Below are 16,395 nucleotides of genomic sequence, written 5' to 3'. Positions count from 1 at the left end.
TAACCTGATCAGGAAAATCTATGGATATCTCAAAGCGGAGCTACCAAAAAGAATTGCTCGACGGTGACGGGATTGCCTTTAAAGATATTGAAAAGACTATGCAGGAACTGGATTTCATCAATACGTGGCTCGGCGGTCACGCTATCAGCCTATCCGGGCTTAAGCAATTATTAAACAACAGAAAACGGGTGACTATTTGCGAGATCGGCTGCGGTGGCGGTGACAACCTGAGGGTACTCAGCAAGTACTGCAAGCAGCGGCAGATCGAGGTGAGCGTAACCGGTATTGATAGTAATGCGTATTGTATAGAAGTAGCCCGGGGGAAATGGCAGGGAGAAAATGCAAAGTGGATACACTCGGATTACCAAGATGTTCTTTTCGGTGAAGAAAAGCCGGATATCATTTTTTCTTCTTTGTTCTGCCACCACTTTACGGATGAGGACTTGGTGTTCATGTTAGGGTGGATGAGAGGAAAAGCAAGAGTCGGCTGGTATATCAACGATTTGCACCGACACCGTATAGCGTATTACGCCATACGGTGGTTGACCGGATGGTTGTCAAGCTCTTATCTGGTAAAAAATGATGCCCCGGTATCCGTCCTGCGGGGTTTTACGCAAAGGGATTGGGAGAAAATACTGTTTGAGGCTGGCGCCGATCCTTACACCATACAATGGAAATGGGCGTTCCGGTGGTTGATAGTGAGCAGGACAGAAAATGAACGTTGAACGTTCTGAGTCGAACAATGCCAATCCATATGATGTAGCCATCGCGGGCGGAGGGCTGGCCGGCCTGGCTCTTTCTATTCAATTAGTCAGAGAGGGCTATTCCGTGGCTCTTTTCGAAAAAGAAACCTATCCTTTTCATAAGGTCTGTGGGGAATATATCTCCATGGAGAGCTGGGAGTTTCTGGAAGAGTTAGGGCAGCCTCTCAATGACTGGAACCTGCCTATCATTCGGAAGGTATTGATCTCGGCACCCAATGGGGCCTCGATCGAGCAGGAATTGCCGCTTGGGGGCTTTGGCATAAGCAGACATAAAATAGATGCGGCGTTGGCTGTCTTCGCACAGACCAGCGGGGTGGTTTTATATGAGGCCACCAAGGTGATGGATATTGCCTTTGAAAAGTCTTTATTCCATATTCAGACCTCTGCAGGAAATTTCCAGGCAAAGGTTATCTGCGGAACGTTTGGGAAGCGCAGCAATCTCGATGTAAAGTGGAAACGAGCTTTCACTCTGAAAAAATCTACGAAACTGAATAATTATATTGGCGTGAAATACCATGTGCGAGCGAATCTCAATGCGGACGTAATTGCCCTGCATAATTTTAAGGATGGGTATTGCGGCATTTCGAAAATAGAGGATGACCGTTATTGTCTCTGCTACATGACCACGGCTGAAAATTTGCACTTGAGTGGCAACTCAATTCCGCTCATGGAAAAGAATATCTTGCAAAAGAACCCTTTTTTAAAAAAGGTATTTTCTTCAATGGAGGATTGTTATGAGCGGCCTCTTACTATTTCCCAGATCAGTTTTGAGAAAAAAAACCAGGCAGAAAATCATATATTGTTCATAGGTGATGCCGCTGGCATGATTTCTCCGTTATGTGGCAATGGGATGAGCATGTCGCTACATGGCACCCAGATCGCCTTCAGATGCATAGATGCTTTTTTACAGAATCATGTTACCCGGCATCAAATGGAGCAGCAATATGTGGATCAATGGAAAACGCAGTTCGGCAGGCGACTTTGGGTGGGACGGCAGTTACAACGTTGCTTTGGTAACGAGTCTCGCACCAATTTTTTGATACACGCTTTGAAACCTTTTCCTAAATTGTTCTCATCTTTGATCCGGCAGACACACGGACAATCTTTTTAGCATCCGGCCTGCAATGGGGAATATCAACAGACACCGAAACCGATCTTTTGCGTATTGTATTTAAGTGGCATCGGCGTGGCGCCCAACGCATATCGGGCAAGTGTCCGAATAAAGAGTCTTTATTAATGACATCAAAGCAAATGCGACTATCCATTTCCTTCGCACTGCCTTGATGCTTCAATCTTTGTTATCTGACGACTGGTATCACTTCGCAGTCATCCGGATTCCGCCATCTAGACGAATGACTTCGCCGTTAAGATAAGCGTTTTCGACAATTGTTTTTACCAACCCGGCAAATTCTGCCGGCTTACCCATACGCGCTGGAAACGGTACTGTCTTACCCAGCGCATCTTGCACTTCGGTTGGCATACCCAACAACATCGGCGTTTCCATAATGCCCGGCGCAATAGTCATCACACGAATACCAAAACGTGCCAATTCGCGTGCCACCGGCAACGTCAACGCCACGACACCGCCTTTGGACGACGCATAAGCGGCTTGACCAATCTGACCGTCAAACGCTGCAACTGAAGCAGTGTTGATGATCACGCCGCGTTCACCGTCTGCATTCGGTTCAGTCTTACTAATGGCTTCTGCTGCCAAACGCAGCATATTGAATGTGCCGATTAAATTAATCTGAATTACACGGGCGAAATCATCGAAACCGTGTGGACCTTCTTTACCGAGTACTTTTTTAGCCGGTGCGACACCCGCACAATTGACCAAGCCGTGCAATCCACCAAACACTGACACCGCCGCATTGACCGCCGCCTGAGCACTCGCTTCATTGCTAACGTCGGTCACGACAAAATGTGCACGGCTGCCAAGTTCACTGGCTAACGCGGTACCAGCTTCCTGATTCAGATCAGCAATAACAACCTGCCCGCCTTCTTGAATGATCATGCGTGCAGTTGCTGCGCCGAGGCCGGAACCGCCACCGCTGATGAGAAAACATTTATCTTTAATTTGCATATAACCCTCTTTTGTAGATTTTCATTAGTCAAACGTTTAAAAATTAGATGTCATCACCGGCTAAGCTGGGAAGGCACGACTGAGTTAAATGACCTCATTCACTTTGCTCCTTTGCAACTATCCGAGGTATTCGCGCTGTCTGGGTATCCCGATTCGGCCAAATGCTCCTAAGGTGCGCACCTGAACTGCTGAGCTGCACTGTTCCTCGTGCACTTTTCCTCATGCACCGCTCCACTTGTGCTCGCGATATTACCGCGATCCTGACTTGTCTTTCTCTATTTTTTGATTGATCTGCATAAAACCGTGCAGCTTTCCCGTTCAGATGTTAAAAGCTCTCCCTAAAATCCACTTCTAACAGGCTCACAGCCGACTATGCTGAGGAAAACAATAAAGGATAAAAATACAACATTTAACTTAACAAATGCCGTCCTATTTTAATTTAACGCTATAAACAAAAATGCCCTCCCTGAACAACCGTCGGGGAGAGCATCTTGTGACCTATGAGATTTGCCAGCTCACATTAACTAAGCGACGCCATTAGTTACCCTGCTTTTTAGAGATCGCATTCGCCACCACCAACGCTGTCATATTGACCACCCTGCGTACGGTAGCGGAAGGTGTCAGAACATGCACCGCCGCCGCCGCACCCAATAATACCGGGCCAACTGTGACGCCCTGTCCACCGGTCATCTTCAATACATTGAACAGGATATTGGCCGAATCCAGATTTGGCATGATCAACACATTAGCGTTTCCGGTCAGTGTCGATTTTGGCAGATATTGGGCACGGATATCTGCGCTCAATGCTGCGTCGCCGTGCATTTCACCATCGGATTCCACATCCGGCATGCGCGCGGCGAATACGTTTCTTGCTGCGCGCATCTTCAAAGCCGATGGGCGAGTGCTGGAGCCGAACATGGAATGCGACAAAAATGCCACTTTTGGCGGCACGCCAAAACGCCGTACTTCTTCAACCGCCATGGCGGCAATGTCCGCTAATTGTTCGGCAGTCGGATCATCGTTGACGGAGGTGTCAGCAATGAAGAGCGTGTGCCGATCCAGCACTAATCCGTTGAGCGTGGCAAAGCCTTTCGCGCCTTCACGCAAACCAATGATGTCGCCAACATGTTCCAGATGACCATCGAAGCGTCCGACCAAGCCGCACAACATACCGTCTGCATCACCTAGTTTGACCAGCATTGCCGCGATAATCGTGTTGGAACGACGCAGCATGGATTTGGCCATTTCCGGCGTGACGCCATCACGCGCCTTGAGTTCGTGGTATGCCTCCCAATATTGACGAAAGCGTGCATCGTCTTCCGGATTGACCAGCTCGAAATCCCGGCCGACTTTAAGCCGCAAACCGGCGCGCTCGATACGTGCCTCGATCACAGCCGGACGGCCGATCAAAATAGGACGGACCAATTTTTCTTCCAACGCGATTTGCACTGCACGCAAGACCCGTTCGTCCTCACCCTCGGCATAGACGATACGCTGGGGGTCAAGACGCGCAGCTTCAAAGACTGGACGCATAAACATGCCGGTATGGGTAACAAAGCGTGTCAATGACTGGCGATAGGCGACCATATCCTTGATTGGTCGTGTGGCCACACCGGATTCTTCGGCTGCGCGTGCGACTGCTGGCGCGATACGCAAAATCAACCGTGAATCAAAAGGTTTCGGAATAATGTATTCCGGCCCAAAACGCAGTTCTTGCCCTGCGTATGCGCTCGCTACTTCTTCGCTAATCTCGGCTTTCGCCAGATCGGCAATTTCACGTACACAAGCGATTTTCATTGCCTCAGTAATCCGCGTTGCGCCGCAATCCAACGCGCCACGAAAGATGTACGGGAAGCACAAAACGTTATTCACCTGATTCGGATAATCCGAACGGCCAGTTGCGATAATACAATCCGGACGTGCAGCTAATGCCAATTCCGGACGAATTTCCGGCTCCGGATTTGCCAGCGCCAAAATGATCGGCTGCGTACCCATCGTCTTGACCATCTCTGGCGTCAAGACGCCAGCCGCGGAACAACCCAAAAACACATCCGCACCTTTAATGGCGTCGGCCAAAGTCCGGGCTGAAGTTTTTCTGACATAACGCTGCTTTGATTCATCGAGTTTATCTTCGCGCGCATCGTGTATGACGCCGCGAGAATCGCAGACGAACATATTCTCACGCTGTACACCAAGCTCAACCATCAGGTCCAGACAAGCAATGGCGGCAGCACCAGCGCCAGACGCCACCAGCTTAATCTCGCCGATATTCTTATTAACCAGTTCCAATCCGTTTAACAACGCAGCAGCGGAGATAATTGCGGTGCCATGTTGGTCGTCATGAAACACCGGAATGTTCATCCGTTCACGTAGTTTTTTTTCAATGTAGAAACATTCTGGCGCCTTGATGTCTTCCAGGTTGATGCCGCCTAACGTCGGTTCCAACGCAGCGATCATCTCGACCAGTTTGTCAGGATCACGTTCTGCCAATTCGATGTCAAACACATCAATACCAGCAAAAGTTTGAAACAAACACGCCTTACCTTCCATCACCGGCTTACTCGCCAATGGACCGATGTCACCCAAACCAAGCACCGCAGTGCCGTTAGTGATAACGCCCACCAAATTAGCGCGCGATGTAAAGTCAACCGCCAATTCCGGATTCTCTTCAATCGCCAGACAGGCGTATGCAACGCCGGGCGAATAAGCCAGCGACAAATCGCGCTGATTCGACAACGGCTTAGTCGGAACAACCTTAATTTTTCCGCGCGAAGGGCTGCGGTGATACTCAAGCGCATCTTCGCGCAGTGCCTGTTCGGCGGGTGACAAAGTCTTGTCTTTAGTCATGATATGTCTCCAAAATAGGTGAAAAATGTCTCAAAGAAAATATATCAATACGACGGTCAACGTCGAAATTGGTGATCCGTCACGGCGCCATTAGCCATAACCGTTGGCGATCGGCGCGATTATTCTTGTGCTCGAAATGATAGCCCAAACGTGGACAAATTAAACGTTAAAGAATAATTTTTTAACCACCTCAACTTACACCACAATGGCCACCTCAATGCACACCAAAATGCGTGCCACAAACAAAAAGGCCTGCAAATTGCAGGCCTCTTATAAAAGCATGCCTTACGGACATGCAGCATCTTAACAAATCTTAGACCACCTATTCAAAACACGCTGATTCAACCATTTTTTTCTTACATTAATTGATAACATTAAGTCTGTTGCGACGCAACATTATGTATTCATGACAACCTCTTGTGGCTGCTGAATCAGTAATGTTTCATAACTCCATCTGGTCCAGCAAGCCGATACACCAAGCCGCGCTGCATTCGCACGGATCTTTGGTTTATGGATCGCGACCTTAATCTCTTCCAGCATTGGATAGTCACGAAACGATAAGCTTGCAACCTCTGACGCCAGGGTTTCCAGCAAGCATGTATGCGGCTTTTCCTGCATAAACGTGGATAACAAGGTGCAGTATTGGTCATAGTCGATAATCGAATCAGCATGATCGCTTTGTTGTCCTTGTTGCCGACCAGGCCGGTAAGACATTTCGATATCCAATTCGACTGCTTGCTGCTGCTGATATTCATGCGCATGCAAACCCACATACGTCATCAAATGTAACCCTTCGATAAATATTTGCCAACGCACGCCGCTGGCAATATGTTCACTTTTCATGAAACATACTCCTCGGCGGCATCAACCAGAATGCGACCAAAATAATCGGCAAAACTACGACGGATGATCACTTCGACATTGCCATTAGCAAGCGGTCGCAGCACGATACCAGCTTTGAAATAATGACTTTGTGCGCACTGTCCAACCGTAAAAACCCTTGAATGAAAATCGAGTGGGCAACCTTTCTGCAAAACGGAACGTACTTTTTCACCCATCATGACAAGGGTTGTATTGCCACTGCTAATATCCACAACCGAGGCGAATTGTCCCGCCAGAAATTTTCCCAGTGCAGCATCAATTACCGACACGCGCGGTTGGGTTGACTGAATCAACCACTCGTTGGGAGCGAGCCAATAGATGATGTAATCATCGCTTTCCGAAACGGTATTCGGTACTAGCGGTAACGTTGCGCCGGTTGCCTTTTTGATTGCCGCCAGAAACACATCAGAGTGAGCCTCTCCTTTGACGTTAATTAACTCCAGAAACGGTCGTTCATAAACGCTAAAGGCCTGATTCGTTCCGGAAGAAAGCGGTCCCATTAATCCCGCCACGCTGGCTAGTGGCGACGTCATTTTCAATGCACCTGATAGATTGATTATCGGCGCAGGGGCCCGAAGATCTTGCGGTTTGAAATCCTGAGACAGGTGGTTGGCATCATTCAACATGTTGACGAACTCCTTCTACATCATAAAAAACCAGACTGTTAATTTTGGCGTTGACATAACCACCCGATGCAGTCGGAACGGTAACGCTCTCGCCCATCTTGCTTAATCCGCCTTTGATCAGCGCAAAGGCAATTGAGCGCTGTAAAATCGGGCTAAAATAACTGGATGTGACATGCCCGATCATCTTGGTCGAAGGCGCATTACCATCCGTTGGTGCGACCAGAATTTGTCCACCTTCAGGTAATACAAATGCGGGGTCATTCGTGAGCAGGCCGACCAGTTGCTTGCGTCCTTCCTTCGCGGTATCAGAGCGCGTCAATGAACGCTTACCAAGAAAGTCTTTCGATTTTGCGCATAGGCCACCCATCCCCAGATCAAACGGCGTCACCGAGCCATCAGTATCCTGACCAACGATGATGTAACCCTTTTCTGCCCGCAATACATGCATGGTTTCGGTGCCGTACGGCGTGATATCAAATTCTTCACCAGCGGCAATAATCGCATCCCAAATGGCCCGCCCCATGTTTGCAGGCACATTGACTTCATACGACAGCTCGCCCGAAAAACTGATGCGCATAATGCGGGTGACAACATCCTTAATCGATCCGTCGCGAAACGACATGAAAGGAAATGCCGCGTTCGAAAAATCAATATCTTTGCACACTTTTTGCAATACCTGACGCGCCTTTGGACCCACCACGGCAAAGGTTGCAAAATGATCCGTGACCGAGGTCAGATTAACTTTCAGGTCCGGCCACTCAGTTTGCAGCCAGCGCTCCATCCAGTCGAGCACGCGCGCTGCACCGCCGGTTGTCGTACTCATCAAAAAATGCTGTTCACCGAGACGCACTGTAACGCCATCGTCGAAGACCATACCGTTCTCATCCAGCATCAAACCATAACGGCACTTTCCGACTTCAAGTTTGTTCCACGGATTGGTGTACATCCAGTTCAGCAATGTGATCGCATCGGGGCCTTGCACATCGATTTTTCCAAGGGTCGATGCATCCAATATCCCAACACTATTGCGAGCGGACAGACATTCCCGCGCCACCGCCTGATGCAAATTTTCATTACCGCGCGGGTAATACCAGGGACGCTTCCAGTTGCCGACATCTTCAAACAACGCCCCCTGTTCTTCATGCCATTCGTGGATGCAAGTTTTGCGAATCGGCGTCAAAAAATCACCCAATTCGCGTCCAGCCACAGTGCCGAATGTGACCGGCGTATAGTTTGGGCGGAAAGTCGTGGTGCCGGTTTCAGGAATGGTCTTGCCTAATACTTCGGCGAGAATTGCCATTCCGTTAATGTTGCCCAACTTACCCTGATCGGTACCAAAGCCCAGCGCGGTATATCGCTTCACGTGCTCGACCGAGTGATAACCTTCACGCGCCGCGAGATAAATATCCGCCGCCGACACATCATTTTGATAATCGACAAATTGTTTCGGGCCACGTCCGACGCGTGTGCGATCTCCCACCAACCATAAAGGGAATATCGGCGCTTCCGCAATATCGGCGACTTTCCAGGTTGGTATAGCTGATAATTTAAAATGTAGCGCATTGACCGCGTGTTGTGCCGCTAGTGCACCATCACGCAGCGCACCACCCAACCTAAAATCGCCATTGGCAGCACCGACGCTGGTTTCCTTTTGCATCGCAGAACCGGGGACGAAACACGCTTTTCCATTATCCCATTGTGCTTTTCCACCCGATTGTGCAAAAAGGTGCAGCACTGGATTCCAACCGCCTGACATCCCGATCAGATCGCAGGAGAACGTATTGATCGCCGCTCCCGGTACGCCATCAACGTGCGTGGCCACTTCGACCGACTTGACATGGCGACCACCTGTGGCCGCAACCACTACCGCGTTATTGATGATGGTAATGCCGTGACGTTTAGCCAACGCAGGCAAACTGCTATTACTGGCGGCACGCGGATCAATCACCATGACTTGCGCACCGACGCTTTTTAGATCGAGCGCAGACTGATAGCCATCATCGTTATTCGTAAAAATCACTGCATTGCGACCCGGCAATACGCCATACCGATGGATATAAGTCGAAATTGCGGAAGCCAGCATGATGCCCGGCAAATCATTATTGCCAAATACGATAGGACGCTCGTGTGCACCGGTCGCCAGAATCACATGTTTGGCCCTGACTTTCCAAAGACGCTCGCGTAATTTTCCGCGTGAAATCAATGGCAAGTGCTCGGTCAATCGCTCTGCGACCGTCAACAGATTGTGATCCTGATAGCCAAACACCGTACTGCGCGTCAGGACTATCACCTCCGGCATGTTGCGCAATTCTGCTGCAATATGTGCCGCCCACGCCGTGGCGGGCTTGCCGTCGATGATAGCCGGGCCAGACAACAGACTGCCGCCCAGTTCAGCCTGATCATCCACCAGAATCACACGCGCACCGGATTTGCCAGCGACCCAGGCGGCAGCCAAACCCGCAGGTCCGCCACCGGCGATCAAGACGTCGCAATGGGCATAGGTTTTCTCGTAACGATCAGGGTCCAGTTCGGCAGGTGCCTTGCCCAAACCGGCAGCGGCGCGGATCACTTCCTCATACTTGCCCCACCAACTACGCGGCCACTTAAATGTTTTGTAGTAAAACCCGGCTGGAATAAAACGCGCAATGAGTTGATTCACCGCCATCCGATCATTTTCGATGTTCGGCTTAGCGTTGACGCTGGTCGCAGTCAGCCCATGGTAAAGCTCAAGCTCTGTAGCGCGGGCATTCGGGACCGTGTAAGCGCCAGTTTCGAGTTGCACCAATGCATTCGGCTCCTCAACACCGGCGGTGACAATCCCGCGCGGCCGATGATATTTCCAGCTGCGTGCAACAAAATGGACGCCATTCGCGAGTAACGCGGACGCCAACGTATCGCCGTGAAACCCTTGATAAGTTTTACCATTAAAGGAAAACATGACCGGTTGTTGGCGATTGATTCTGCCGCCTTCCATCAAACGATGACTTTGATTTTTAGTTGGTTCCATGGATGGCTTGGTGTCCAACTTACTATCCACCTTGGTTACGGCGTTCATACTGCGCTCCCCGCTGCTGTCGACGTCACAGTCGACGCTGCTACCGATGCCACTGCTGCAATTTCTTTACCAACAGATGCGCCCTGATGAACAACACCATCACCAAACTTGCTATATCCCAAAATTTCATACGTGACCGTATCGCGCTCAGCCATGAACCAGCGACGACAACCCTGGTTATGCACCCATTGTTCACGGTGCACACCGCGTGGATTTTTGCGCATGAACAGGTAGTCGCCCCATTCTTTATCAGTTAAATTCTCTGTATTTAAAGGGCGCGCAATATCCGCCTCACCACCGCAATGAAATTCGCTCTCTGCACGCGGCCCGCACCATGGGCAAGTGATCAATAACATGGTATTTCTCCAGAATCTGTCTTTTATAATGGGGTATGCTTTGTTCTTCTCGTCGGCATTGTTGCCAAGCGTTTAATGTGCAACCGCTGCAGCGCCATGCTCATCGATCAGATGGCCGGTATAAAAGCGATCCAACGAGAATGGTGCATTCAGCGGATGCGGACTATCGTTAGCGATGGTGTGGGCAAACACCCAACCTGATCCTGGCGTGGCTTTAAAGCCGCCGGTTCCCCATCCGCAGTTAAAGTACAAACCCTTAATATCGGTCAGCGAGATAATCGGGCATGCATCCGGCGACACATCCACAATGCCACCCCATTGCCGATTCATGCGAACCCGGCTCAACACCGGAAACATTTCCACAATTGCCTGCAACGTACTCTCGATGGTTTGATAGCTTCCACGCTGGCCATAACCGGTGTATTGATCGACCCCCGCGCCGATCACCAGATCGCCTTTATCGGATTGACTTAAATACGCGTGGACGGCGTTCGACATCACAACCGTATCAATGATTGGTTTAATTGGCTCTGATACCAACGCTTGCAGCGGATGGCTTTCCAGCGGTAATCTGATTCCAGCCATGCTGGCAATCAAACTGGAACTACCCGCGGCCACTACCGCTACTTTTTTAGCCTTGATAAAGCCCTTGACTGTTTCTACCCCGGTCACCGCACCGTTTTCACGACGGATACCGGTCACGCCGCAGTTCTGCAAAATATCGACGCCGCGTGCATCCGCACCCCGTGCATAACCCCACGCCACCGCATCATGGCGCGCCACACCACCACGCCGTTGAAACGATGCGCCAAGTACTGGATAGTGGCTATTCAAGTTAATGATCGGAACGATTTCTTTCACCTGCGCTGGTGTCAGCCATTCAGCGTCAACGCCGTTAAGACGATTGGCATTAATCCGACGATCGGTATCGCGTACGTCTTGCAAGGTATGCGCCAGATTCATCACGCCACGCTGGCTGAACATGACGTTATAGTTCAAATCTTCGGAAAGGCCTTCCCACAACTGCATGGCTTTTTCATACAGGCCCGCAGACTCATCCCACAAATAATTTGAACGTACGATGGTGGTATTACGAGCCGTATTGCCACCGCCGATCCAGCCTTTTTCGATCACCGCAATATTGCGCAGACCGTGTACTTTTGCCAGATAATAAGCCGTCGCCAGACCATGACCGCCGCCACCAATAATGACAATGTCATACTCAGTTTTTGGCTCAGGGCTTTTCCAGGCCCGCTGCCAGTTTTCATGGTAAGAAAGTCCGTTACGGATCAAACTGAATATCGAATAATTACGCATGATTTTCCTAAAAGAATGCGGGTGCTGTATAAAATATGGATAACTGGTTTGGATGATCGGATAAAATTTTTAAACTTGATGATGTATGCTGAATCAGCCTTGATGATCACGATTGGTCAGCATTCAATCACGTTGACCGCCAGTCCACCACGCGATGTTTCTTTATATTTGGTCTTCATATCAGCACCGGTCTGCATCATGGTTTTGATCACTTTATCTAGCGATACATAATGTTTGCCGTTTCCGCGTAACGCCATTCTGGCAGCATTGATGGCCTTGACCGCGCCCATCGCATTGCGCTCAATGCAAGGGATTTGTACCAGCCCGCCAACCGGATCACAGGTCATACCAAGGTTGTGCTCCATCCCGATTTCGGCTGCGTTCTCGATCTGCTCTGTCGTACCGCCTTGCACTGATGCAAGCGCACCCGCCGCCATCGAACAGGCAACACCGACTTCGCCCTGACAGCCAACTTCTGCACCTGAGATAGAAGCGTTTTCTTTATAGATCAATCCAATCGCGGCGGCCGTCAGCAAGAAAGTCATCACGCCATCAAGATTGGCACCCGGCACAAACTTGATGTAATACTGCAACACTGCGGGAATGACGCCTGCCGCACCATTGGTCGGTGCCGTGACGATCCGCCCGCCCGCAGCGTTTTCTTCATTGACAGCCATCGCATACAGATTCACCCAATCCAGCATCGAGAGCGGATCATTAAGTGACTCTTCAGAGCGATTCCGAAGTTGCTGCGATAACTCATGCGCACGACGCTTAACGCGCATCGGTCCGGGCAACTCGCCATCAGTGGCGCAACCACGCTTAATCGCACCAGCCATCACATCCCAAATACCAAGCAACTTGCTGCGCACTTCCTCTGCGGTGCGCCAATACTTTTCGTTTTCCATCATCAATTGCGCGATGGTCAACTCTTTTTCCCTGCAAATCCGCAGCAGGTCATCTCCAGAATGAAACGGATGGGCCACATCTGGCCCGTTCACCTGCACGCCATTGATCGGCTGCCCTTCCTGACTGACGACAAAGCCACCGCCAACCGAGTAATACTCCTTTTGCGCAAGCACTTTTCCGCTGGCATCCATGGCCAGAAAGCGCATGCCGTTTGGGTGTTGCGGCAACGATTCACGGCGAAAAAAGAGTAAATGCTCTTTTTCACTTAACGCTATCGGGTGCGCACCGTTGAGCAGCAACTGTTTAGTCCGACGTATCTCGGTAAGGCGCGGCTCGACAAAATCCGGGTCTATCTGATCGGGCAAATAGCCCTCCAGCCCAAGCAACACTGCCTTGTCGGTGCCATGGCCTTTTCCCGTTGCACCAAGCGATCCATATAACTCGGAGCGTATTGCACTGACCGCTCCCAACAAGCCACTCTGTTGCAAATACCTGGCAAACCGCGACGCGGCGATCATCGGCCCGACGGTATGCGAGCTTGATGGCCCGATACCAACCTTAAAAAGATCAAAGGTGCTAATGCTCATCGCGTGCTTGTAGAAAAGAAATCATTGAAACTATTTTCCAGAACGTGCATCACGACTCCCTTGAAGTAGATACGATATGTTGGAATAACGACCGTCTAAACCCGGCGAAACAACCGCCGCCCCTTGGCAAACCTCAACCAACGCCTAGGTTTGATGCGGTTACGCAGTCCGCTTTTCCTTGACCCATTCTTGATCCAACGGAACGACCACTATTTTCCAAAGATGACAGGCGTTTGTATTTTTCCGACACGGATGTCGTAATTGGTGTGATTTGCGGTGATTTTGACAATCTGGACAATCTGGACGATGTGGACAAAAAATGGAGAAATATGCATATTTGCGCCGGTATGTGCACCGATATATGCACTGAGGATGCGCTTCTGCGTGTTAAAAGCCTCCCATTGCCTTCCGGGACTTACTCGCAAGAGCGCCGCCAGCAATCTTCCTTGCGTGAGACCTAAATGGCACGCTGCTGGAAGTAGCGACGTACGTACAGAGATTGTTTCAATAAAAAAAATCAACCCTGATTGCTGACCGATCCGCTCCGTAAAACTAACAACGATTACTCCAAAGAAACACCCGTACCCGTAACTGGTCCTACTGCAAAATCACCGTCCGATTGGCATTGACGAATAACCTGTGTTCAATAAAATATTGTACTGCCCGCGACAATGCCAGACACTCCACATCCCGCCCGACAGCTAACAATTTTTCTGGCGTATAAGTATGGTCGACGCGCTCCACCGCCTGCTCAATGATCGGGCCTTCATCCAGATCATCGGTGATGAAATGAGATGTCGCACCAATGAGCTTGACGCCGCGTTGATATGCCTGATGGTAAGGTTTAGCTCCTTTAAAGCTGGGTAGAAAAGAATGGTGAATATTGATCGCCTTGCCACGCAATGTCGCACTCGTTTCCTCTGAAAATATTTGCATATAACGCGCCAACACCACCAGCTCTGCTCCGTAACCCGCGATCAACGCTAACACTTCACCCTCTTGCTCTGCCTTGGTTTCCTGGGTAACCGGCAAATGATGGAAGGGAATATTGTGCGCCGCCGCCAGCGGTGCAAGATCGGGGTGATTAGATATGATCGCGGTGAAATCCATCGGTAACTCGCCCATTTTCCAACGGAACAGCAAATCAGCCAGACAGTGATCTAACTTTGACACCATGACGACCACTTTCGGACGATGGTGCATATCGTGAATCTGCCAATGCATGCCAAATTGTTCCGCTATGACGGAAAAATCTGCGCATAAATGTGCATAATAATCCGCACGTAAACGCTCCTGCTGAAGAGATTCGTCCTCGGGCGCGCGGAAGATACATCGCAGAAAAAAGGTACGAAAATCATCATCGTCAAAGACTGCAATTTCAGCAATGTAACACTGTCGATCTGCCAAAAATTTGACGACGGCAGCGACCTGACCAACCTCGCTTGGACAGGACAAAGTAAGGCCGTAAGTCGGTGTATTTTTCATCAAAAACCTCTTATCGTGCATGACAACTTAATTTAAAAAAACGCATCATTTAATCAACAAAGCCGTCAATCAAAAAGAGCTTGATCACGTCAAGTCGATCAAGCTCTTTTTTTGGAGCATAAAGATGCTGAAGACATTATCTGCTAATGAGCGGATCTCGCCAATCCATCATCAGGCCGCACGTTTGATCAAATTATGTGGATCAATGACAAACTTTTTCGGAGCACCTGCATCGAACTGTTCGTAGCCTTTTGGAGCACTATCCAGCGTGATGACTTCAACACCGACAATGTCTGCTATCTTGATCCGATCCCATAAGATCGCCTGCATCAATTGCCGGTTGTACTTCATTACTGGCGTTTGACCGGTGTGAAAGCTATGCGACTTTGCCCACCCTAAACCCAGGCGTATGCTAAGACTGCCTTTTTTAGCGGCCAGATCAGTTGCACCAGGATCTTCAGTAACGTACAAGCCGGGAATACCAATCTTGCCAGCAACCCGTGTGATTTCCATCAAGGAGTTGAGTACGGTAGCTGGCGCCTCTTCCTGTGCACCAGCATGCCCATGACCACGCGCTTCAAAACCAACACAATCAATGGCGCAATCGACTTCGGGCGTTCCAAGAATTTTTTCTATCTGATCGCTGAGTGTGGCATCGAGCGATAAATCGACGGTTTCAAAACCGACATTGCGCGCATGGATTAAACGCAAAGGATTCACGTCACCCACGATCACTACCGCTGCGCCTAATAATCGTGCAGAAGCTGCCGCGGCAAGGCCGACCGGCCCCGCCCCGGCCACGTACACCGTAGTACCGGGACCCACACCCGCAGTGACCGCACCGTGATAACCGGTTGGCAAAATATCAGATAAGCATGTCAGATCGCGGATTTTTGACATTGCCTGATCCTTATCGGGAAAGCGCAATAAGTTAAAGTCGGCATACGGCACCATCACATATTCTGACTGACCGCCAATCCAGCCACCCATGTCGACGTAGCCATAAGCGCCGCCAGCACGGGCGGGGTTGACTGTTTCGCATACGCCAGTGTGTTGCTCCTTGCATGTCCGACAGCGGCCGCACGCAACGTTGAACGGCACTGATACCAAATCACCCTTTTTCAGCGTCTCCACGTCCGAACCGCATTCAATCACTTCACCCGTAATTTCATGTCCCAATACCAAGCCAGTTGGTGCGGTAGTACGACCGCGCACCATATGCTGATCTGAGCCACAAATATTGGTGGAAATAACTTTTAAAATGACGCCATGCGCAATTTTCTTACCTTGGGGATTATCCAGTTTTGGAAACGGAATGGAATGTACTTCTACCTTGCCGTCACCGACATAGACGACACCGCGATTTTCTGACATATGATCTCCTCCTGATTAAAATCAGAGTGTATATTTCCGTTAAATTGGGTCGCTGATACCGCTAAAAAATAAAATTCGGCGGCCAATTCTTCCGGAGCGTTCTCCGCCTC

The 16,395-nt window shown here is 49.9% G+C and carries 12 protein-coding genes; 2 read left to right on the top strand and 10 right to left on the bottom strand.

What is annotated here, in order from left to right:
• Positions 1-20: 20 nt before the first annotated feature.
• Both RGU75_RS14965 and RGU75_RS14960 read left to right on the top strand, forming a co-directional pair.
• The gene (locus tag RGU75_RS14965; RefSeq protein ID WP_322237196.1) at positions 21-725 is read left to right on the top strand and encodes a methyltransferase domain-containing protein; all 705 of its coding nucleotides are present in this window, start codon (positions 21-23) and stop codon (positions 723-725) included.
• Positions 715-1,875 carry an NAD(P)/FAD-dependent oxidoreductase gene (locus RGU75_RS14960; RefSeq protein ID WP_322237194.1) on the top strand — a complete coding sequence of 387 codons (1,161 nt, stop codon included), beginning with the start codon at positions 715-717 and terminating at the stop codon, positions 1,873-1,875. Before RGU75_RS14965 ends, RGU75_RS14960 begins: the two co-directional genes overlap by 11 nt.
• 204 nt (positions 1,876-2,079) lie before the next feature.
• Here RGU75_RS14960 and RGU75_RS14955 read toward each other — a convergent pair whose 3' ends face one another.
• From RGU75_RS14955 to fdhA, 10 genes are all read right to left on the bottom strand, one after another.
• Complete coding sequence (locus RGU75_RS14955; RefSeq protein WP_322237192.1) at positions 2,080-2,847, bottom strand: SDR family NAD(P)-dependent oxidoreductase; 768 nt, start codon at positions 2,845-2,847, stop codon at positions 2,080-2,082.
• 537 nt (positions 2,848-3,384) lie between these two features.
• Positions 3,385-5,694 carry an NADP-dependent malic enzyme gene (locus RGU75_RS14950; RefSeq protein ID WP_322237190.1) on the bottom strand — a complete coding sequence of 770 codons (2,310 nt, stop codon included), beginning with the start codon at positions 5,692-5,694 and terminating at the stop codon, positions 3,385-3,387.
• A 396-nt stretch (positions 5,695-6,090) separates the two neighbouring features.
• Complete coding sequence (locus tag RGU75_RS14945; RefSeq protein ID WP_322237187.1) at positions 6,091-6,537, bottom strand: dihydroneopterin aldolase; 447 nt, start codon at positions 6,535-6,537, stop codon at positions 6,091-6,093.
• Positions 6,534-7,109 carry a sarcosine oxidase subunit gamma gene (locus RGU75_RS14940; protein WP_322237185.1) on the bottom strand — a complete coding sequence of 192 codons (576 nt, stop codon included), beginning with the start codon at positions 7,107-7,109 and terminating at the stop codon, positions 6,534-6,536. The genes RGU75_RS14945 and RGU75_RS14940 overlap by 4 nt, the downstream gene beginning before the upstream one ends.
• Positions 7,110-7,191: 82 nt before the next feature.
• A complete protein-coding gene (locus RGU75_RS14935; protein ID WP_322240556.1) occupies positions 7,192-10,209 on the bottom strand; it encodes a sarcosine oxidase subunit alpha family protein in 3,018 nt (1,005 codons plus the stop codon).
• A gap of 44 nt (positions 10,210-10,253) precedes the next feature.
• A complete protein-coding gene (locus tag RGU75_RS14930) occupies positions 10,254-10,613 on the bottom strand; it encodes a sarcosine oxidase subunit delta (RefSeq protein WP_322237184.1) in 360 nt (119 codons plus the stop codon).
• Positions 10,614-10,685: 72 nt separating this feature from the next.
• Complete coding sequence (locus tag RGU75_RS14925; RefSeq protein WP_322237182.1) at positions 10,686-11,930, bottom strand: sarcosine oxidase subunit beta family protein; 1,245 nt, start codon at positions 11,928-11,930, stop codon at positions 10,686-10,688.
• Positions 11,931-12,046: 116 nt separating this feature from the next.
• A complete protein-coding gene (locus tag RGU75_RS14920; protein WP_322237179.1) occupies positions 12,047-13,426 on the bottom strand; it encodes an L-serine ammonia-lyase in 1,380 nt (459 codons plus the stop codon).
• A 597-nt stretch (positions 13,427-14,023) separates the two neighbouring features.
• Positions 14,024-14,911 carry a formyltetrahydrofolate deformylase gene (purU, locus tag RGU75_RS14915; RefSeq protein WP_322237177.1) on the bottom strand — a complete coding sequence of 296 codons (888 nt, stop codon included), beginning with the start codon at positions 14,909-14,911 and terminating at the stop codon, positions 14,024-14,026.
• Positions 14,912-15,082: 171 nt separating this feature from the next.
• Positions 15,083-16,285, bottom strand: coding sequence for a formaldehyde dehydrogenase, glutathione-independent (gene fdhA, locus RGU75_RS14910; protein ID WP_322237175.1), 1,203 nt, complete (start codon positions 16,283-16,285; stop codon positions 15,083-15,085).
• Positions 16,286-16,395: the final 110 nt, after the last annotated feature.

This window comes from Glaciimonas sp. CA11.2, from assembly GCF_034314045.1.
GTDB lineage: Bacteria > Pseudomonadota > Gammaproteobacteria > Burkholderiales > Burkholderiaceae_D > Glaciimonas.
This window is presented reverse-complemented; position numbering and strand designations above follow the sequence as displayed.

Bases quoted from the DNA above. Each gene is read 5' to 3' on its own strand.
- RGU75_RS14965 (WP_322237196.1), top strand. From the start codon at position 21: ATGGATATCTCAAAGCGGAGCTACCAAAAAGAATTGCTCGACGGTGAC.
- RGU75_RS14960 (WP_322237194.1), top strand. From the start codon at position 715: ATGAACGTTGAACGTTCTGAGTCGAACAATGCCAATCCATATGATGTA.
- RGU75_RS14955 (WP_322237192.1), bottom strand. From the start codon at position 2,847: ATGCAAATTAAAGATAAATGTTTTCTCATCAGCGGTGGCGGTTCCGGC.
- RGU75_RS14950 (WP_322237190.1), bottom strand. From the start codon at position 5,694: ATGACTAAAGACAAGACTTTGTCACCCGCCGAACAGGCACTGCGCGAA.
- RGU75_RS14945 (WP_322237187.1), bottom strand. From the start codon at position 6,537: ATGAAAAGTGAACATATTGCCAGCGGCGTGCGTTGGCAAATATTTATC.
- RGU75_RS14940 (WP_322237185.1), bottom strand. From the start codon at position 7,109: ATGACGTCGCCACTAGCCAGCGTGGCGGGATTAATGGGACCGCTTTCT.
- RGU75_RS14935 (WP_322240556.1), bottom strand. From the start codon at position 10,209: ATGGAACCAACTAAAAATCAAAGTCATCGTTTGATGGAAGGCGGCAGA.
- RGU75_RS14930 (WP_322237184.1), bottom strand. From the start codon at position 10,613: ATGTTATTGATCACTTGCCCATGGTGCGGGCCGCGTGCAGAGAGCGAA.
- RGU75_RS14925 (WP_322237182.1), bottom strand. From the start codon at position 11,930: ATGCGTAATTATTCGATATTCAGTTTGATCCGTAACGGACTTTCTTAC.
- RGU75_RS14920 (WP_322237179.1), bottom strand. From the start codon at position 13,426: ATGAGCATTAGCACCTTTGATCTTTTTAAGGTTGGTATCGGGCCATCA.
- purU (WP_322237177.1), bottom strand. From the start codon at position 14,911: ATGAAAAATACACCGACTTACGGCCTTACTTTGTCCTGTCCAAGCGAG.
- fdhA (WP_322237175.1), bottom strand. From the start codon at position 16,285: ATGTCAGAAAATCGCGGTGTCGTCTATGTCGGTGACGGCAAGGTAGAA.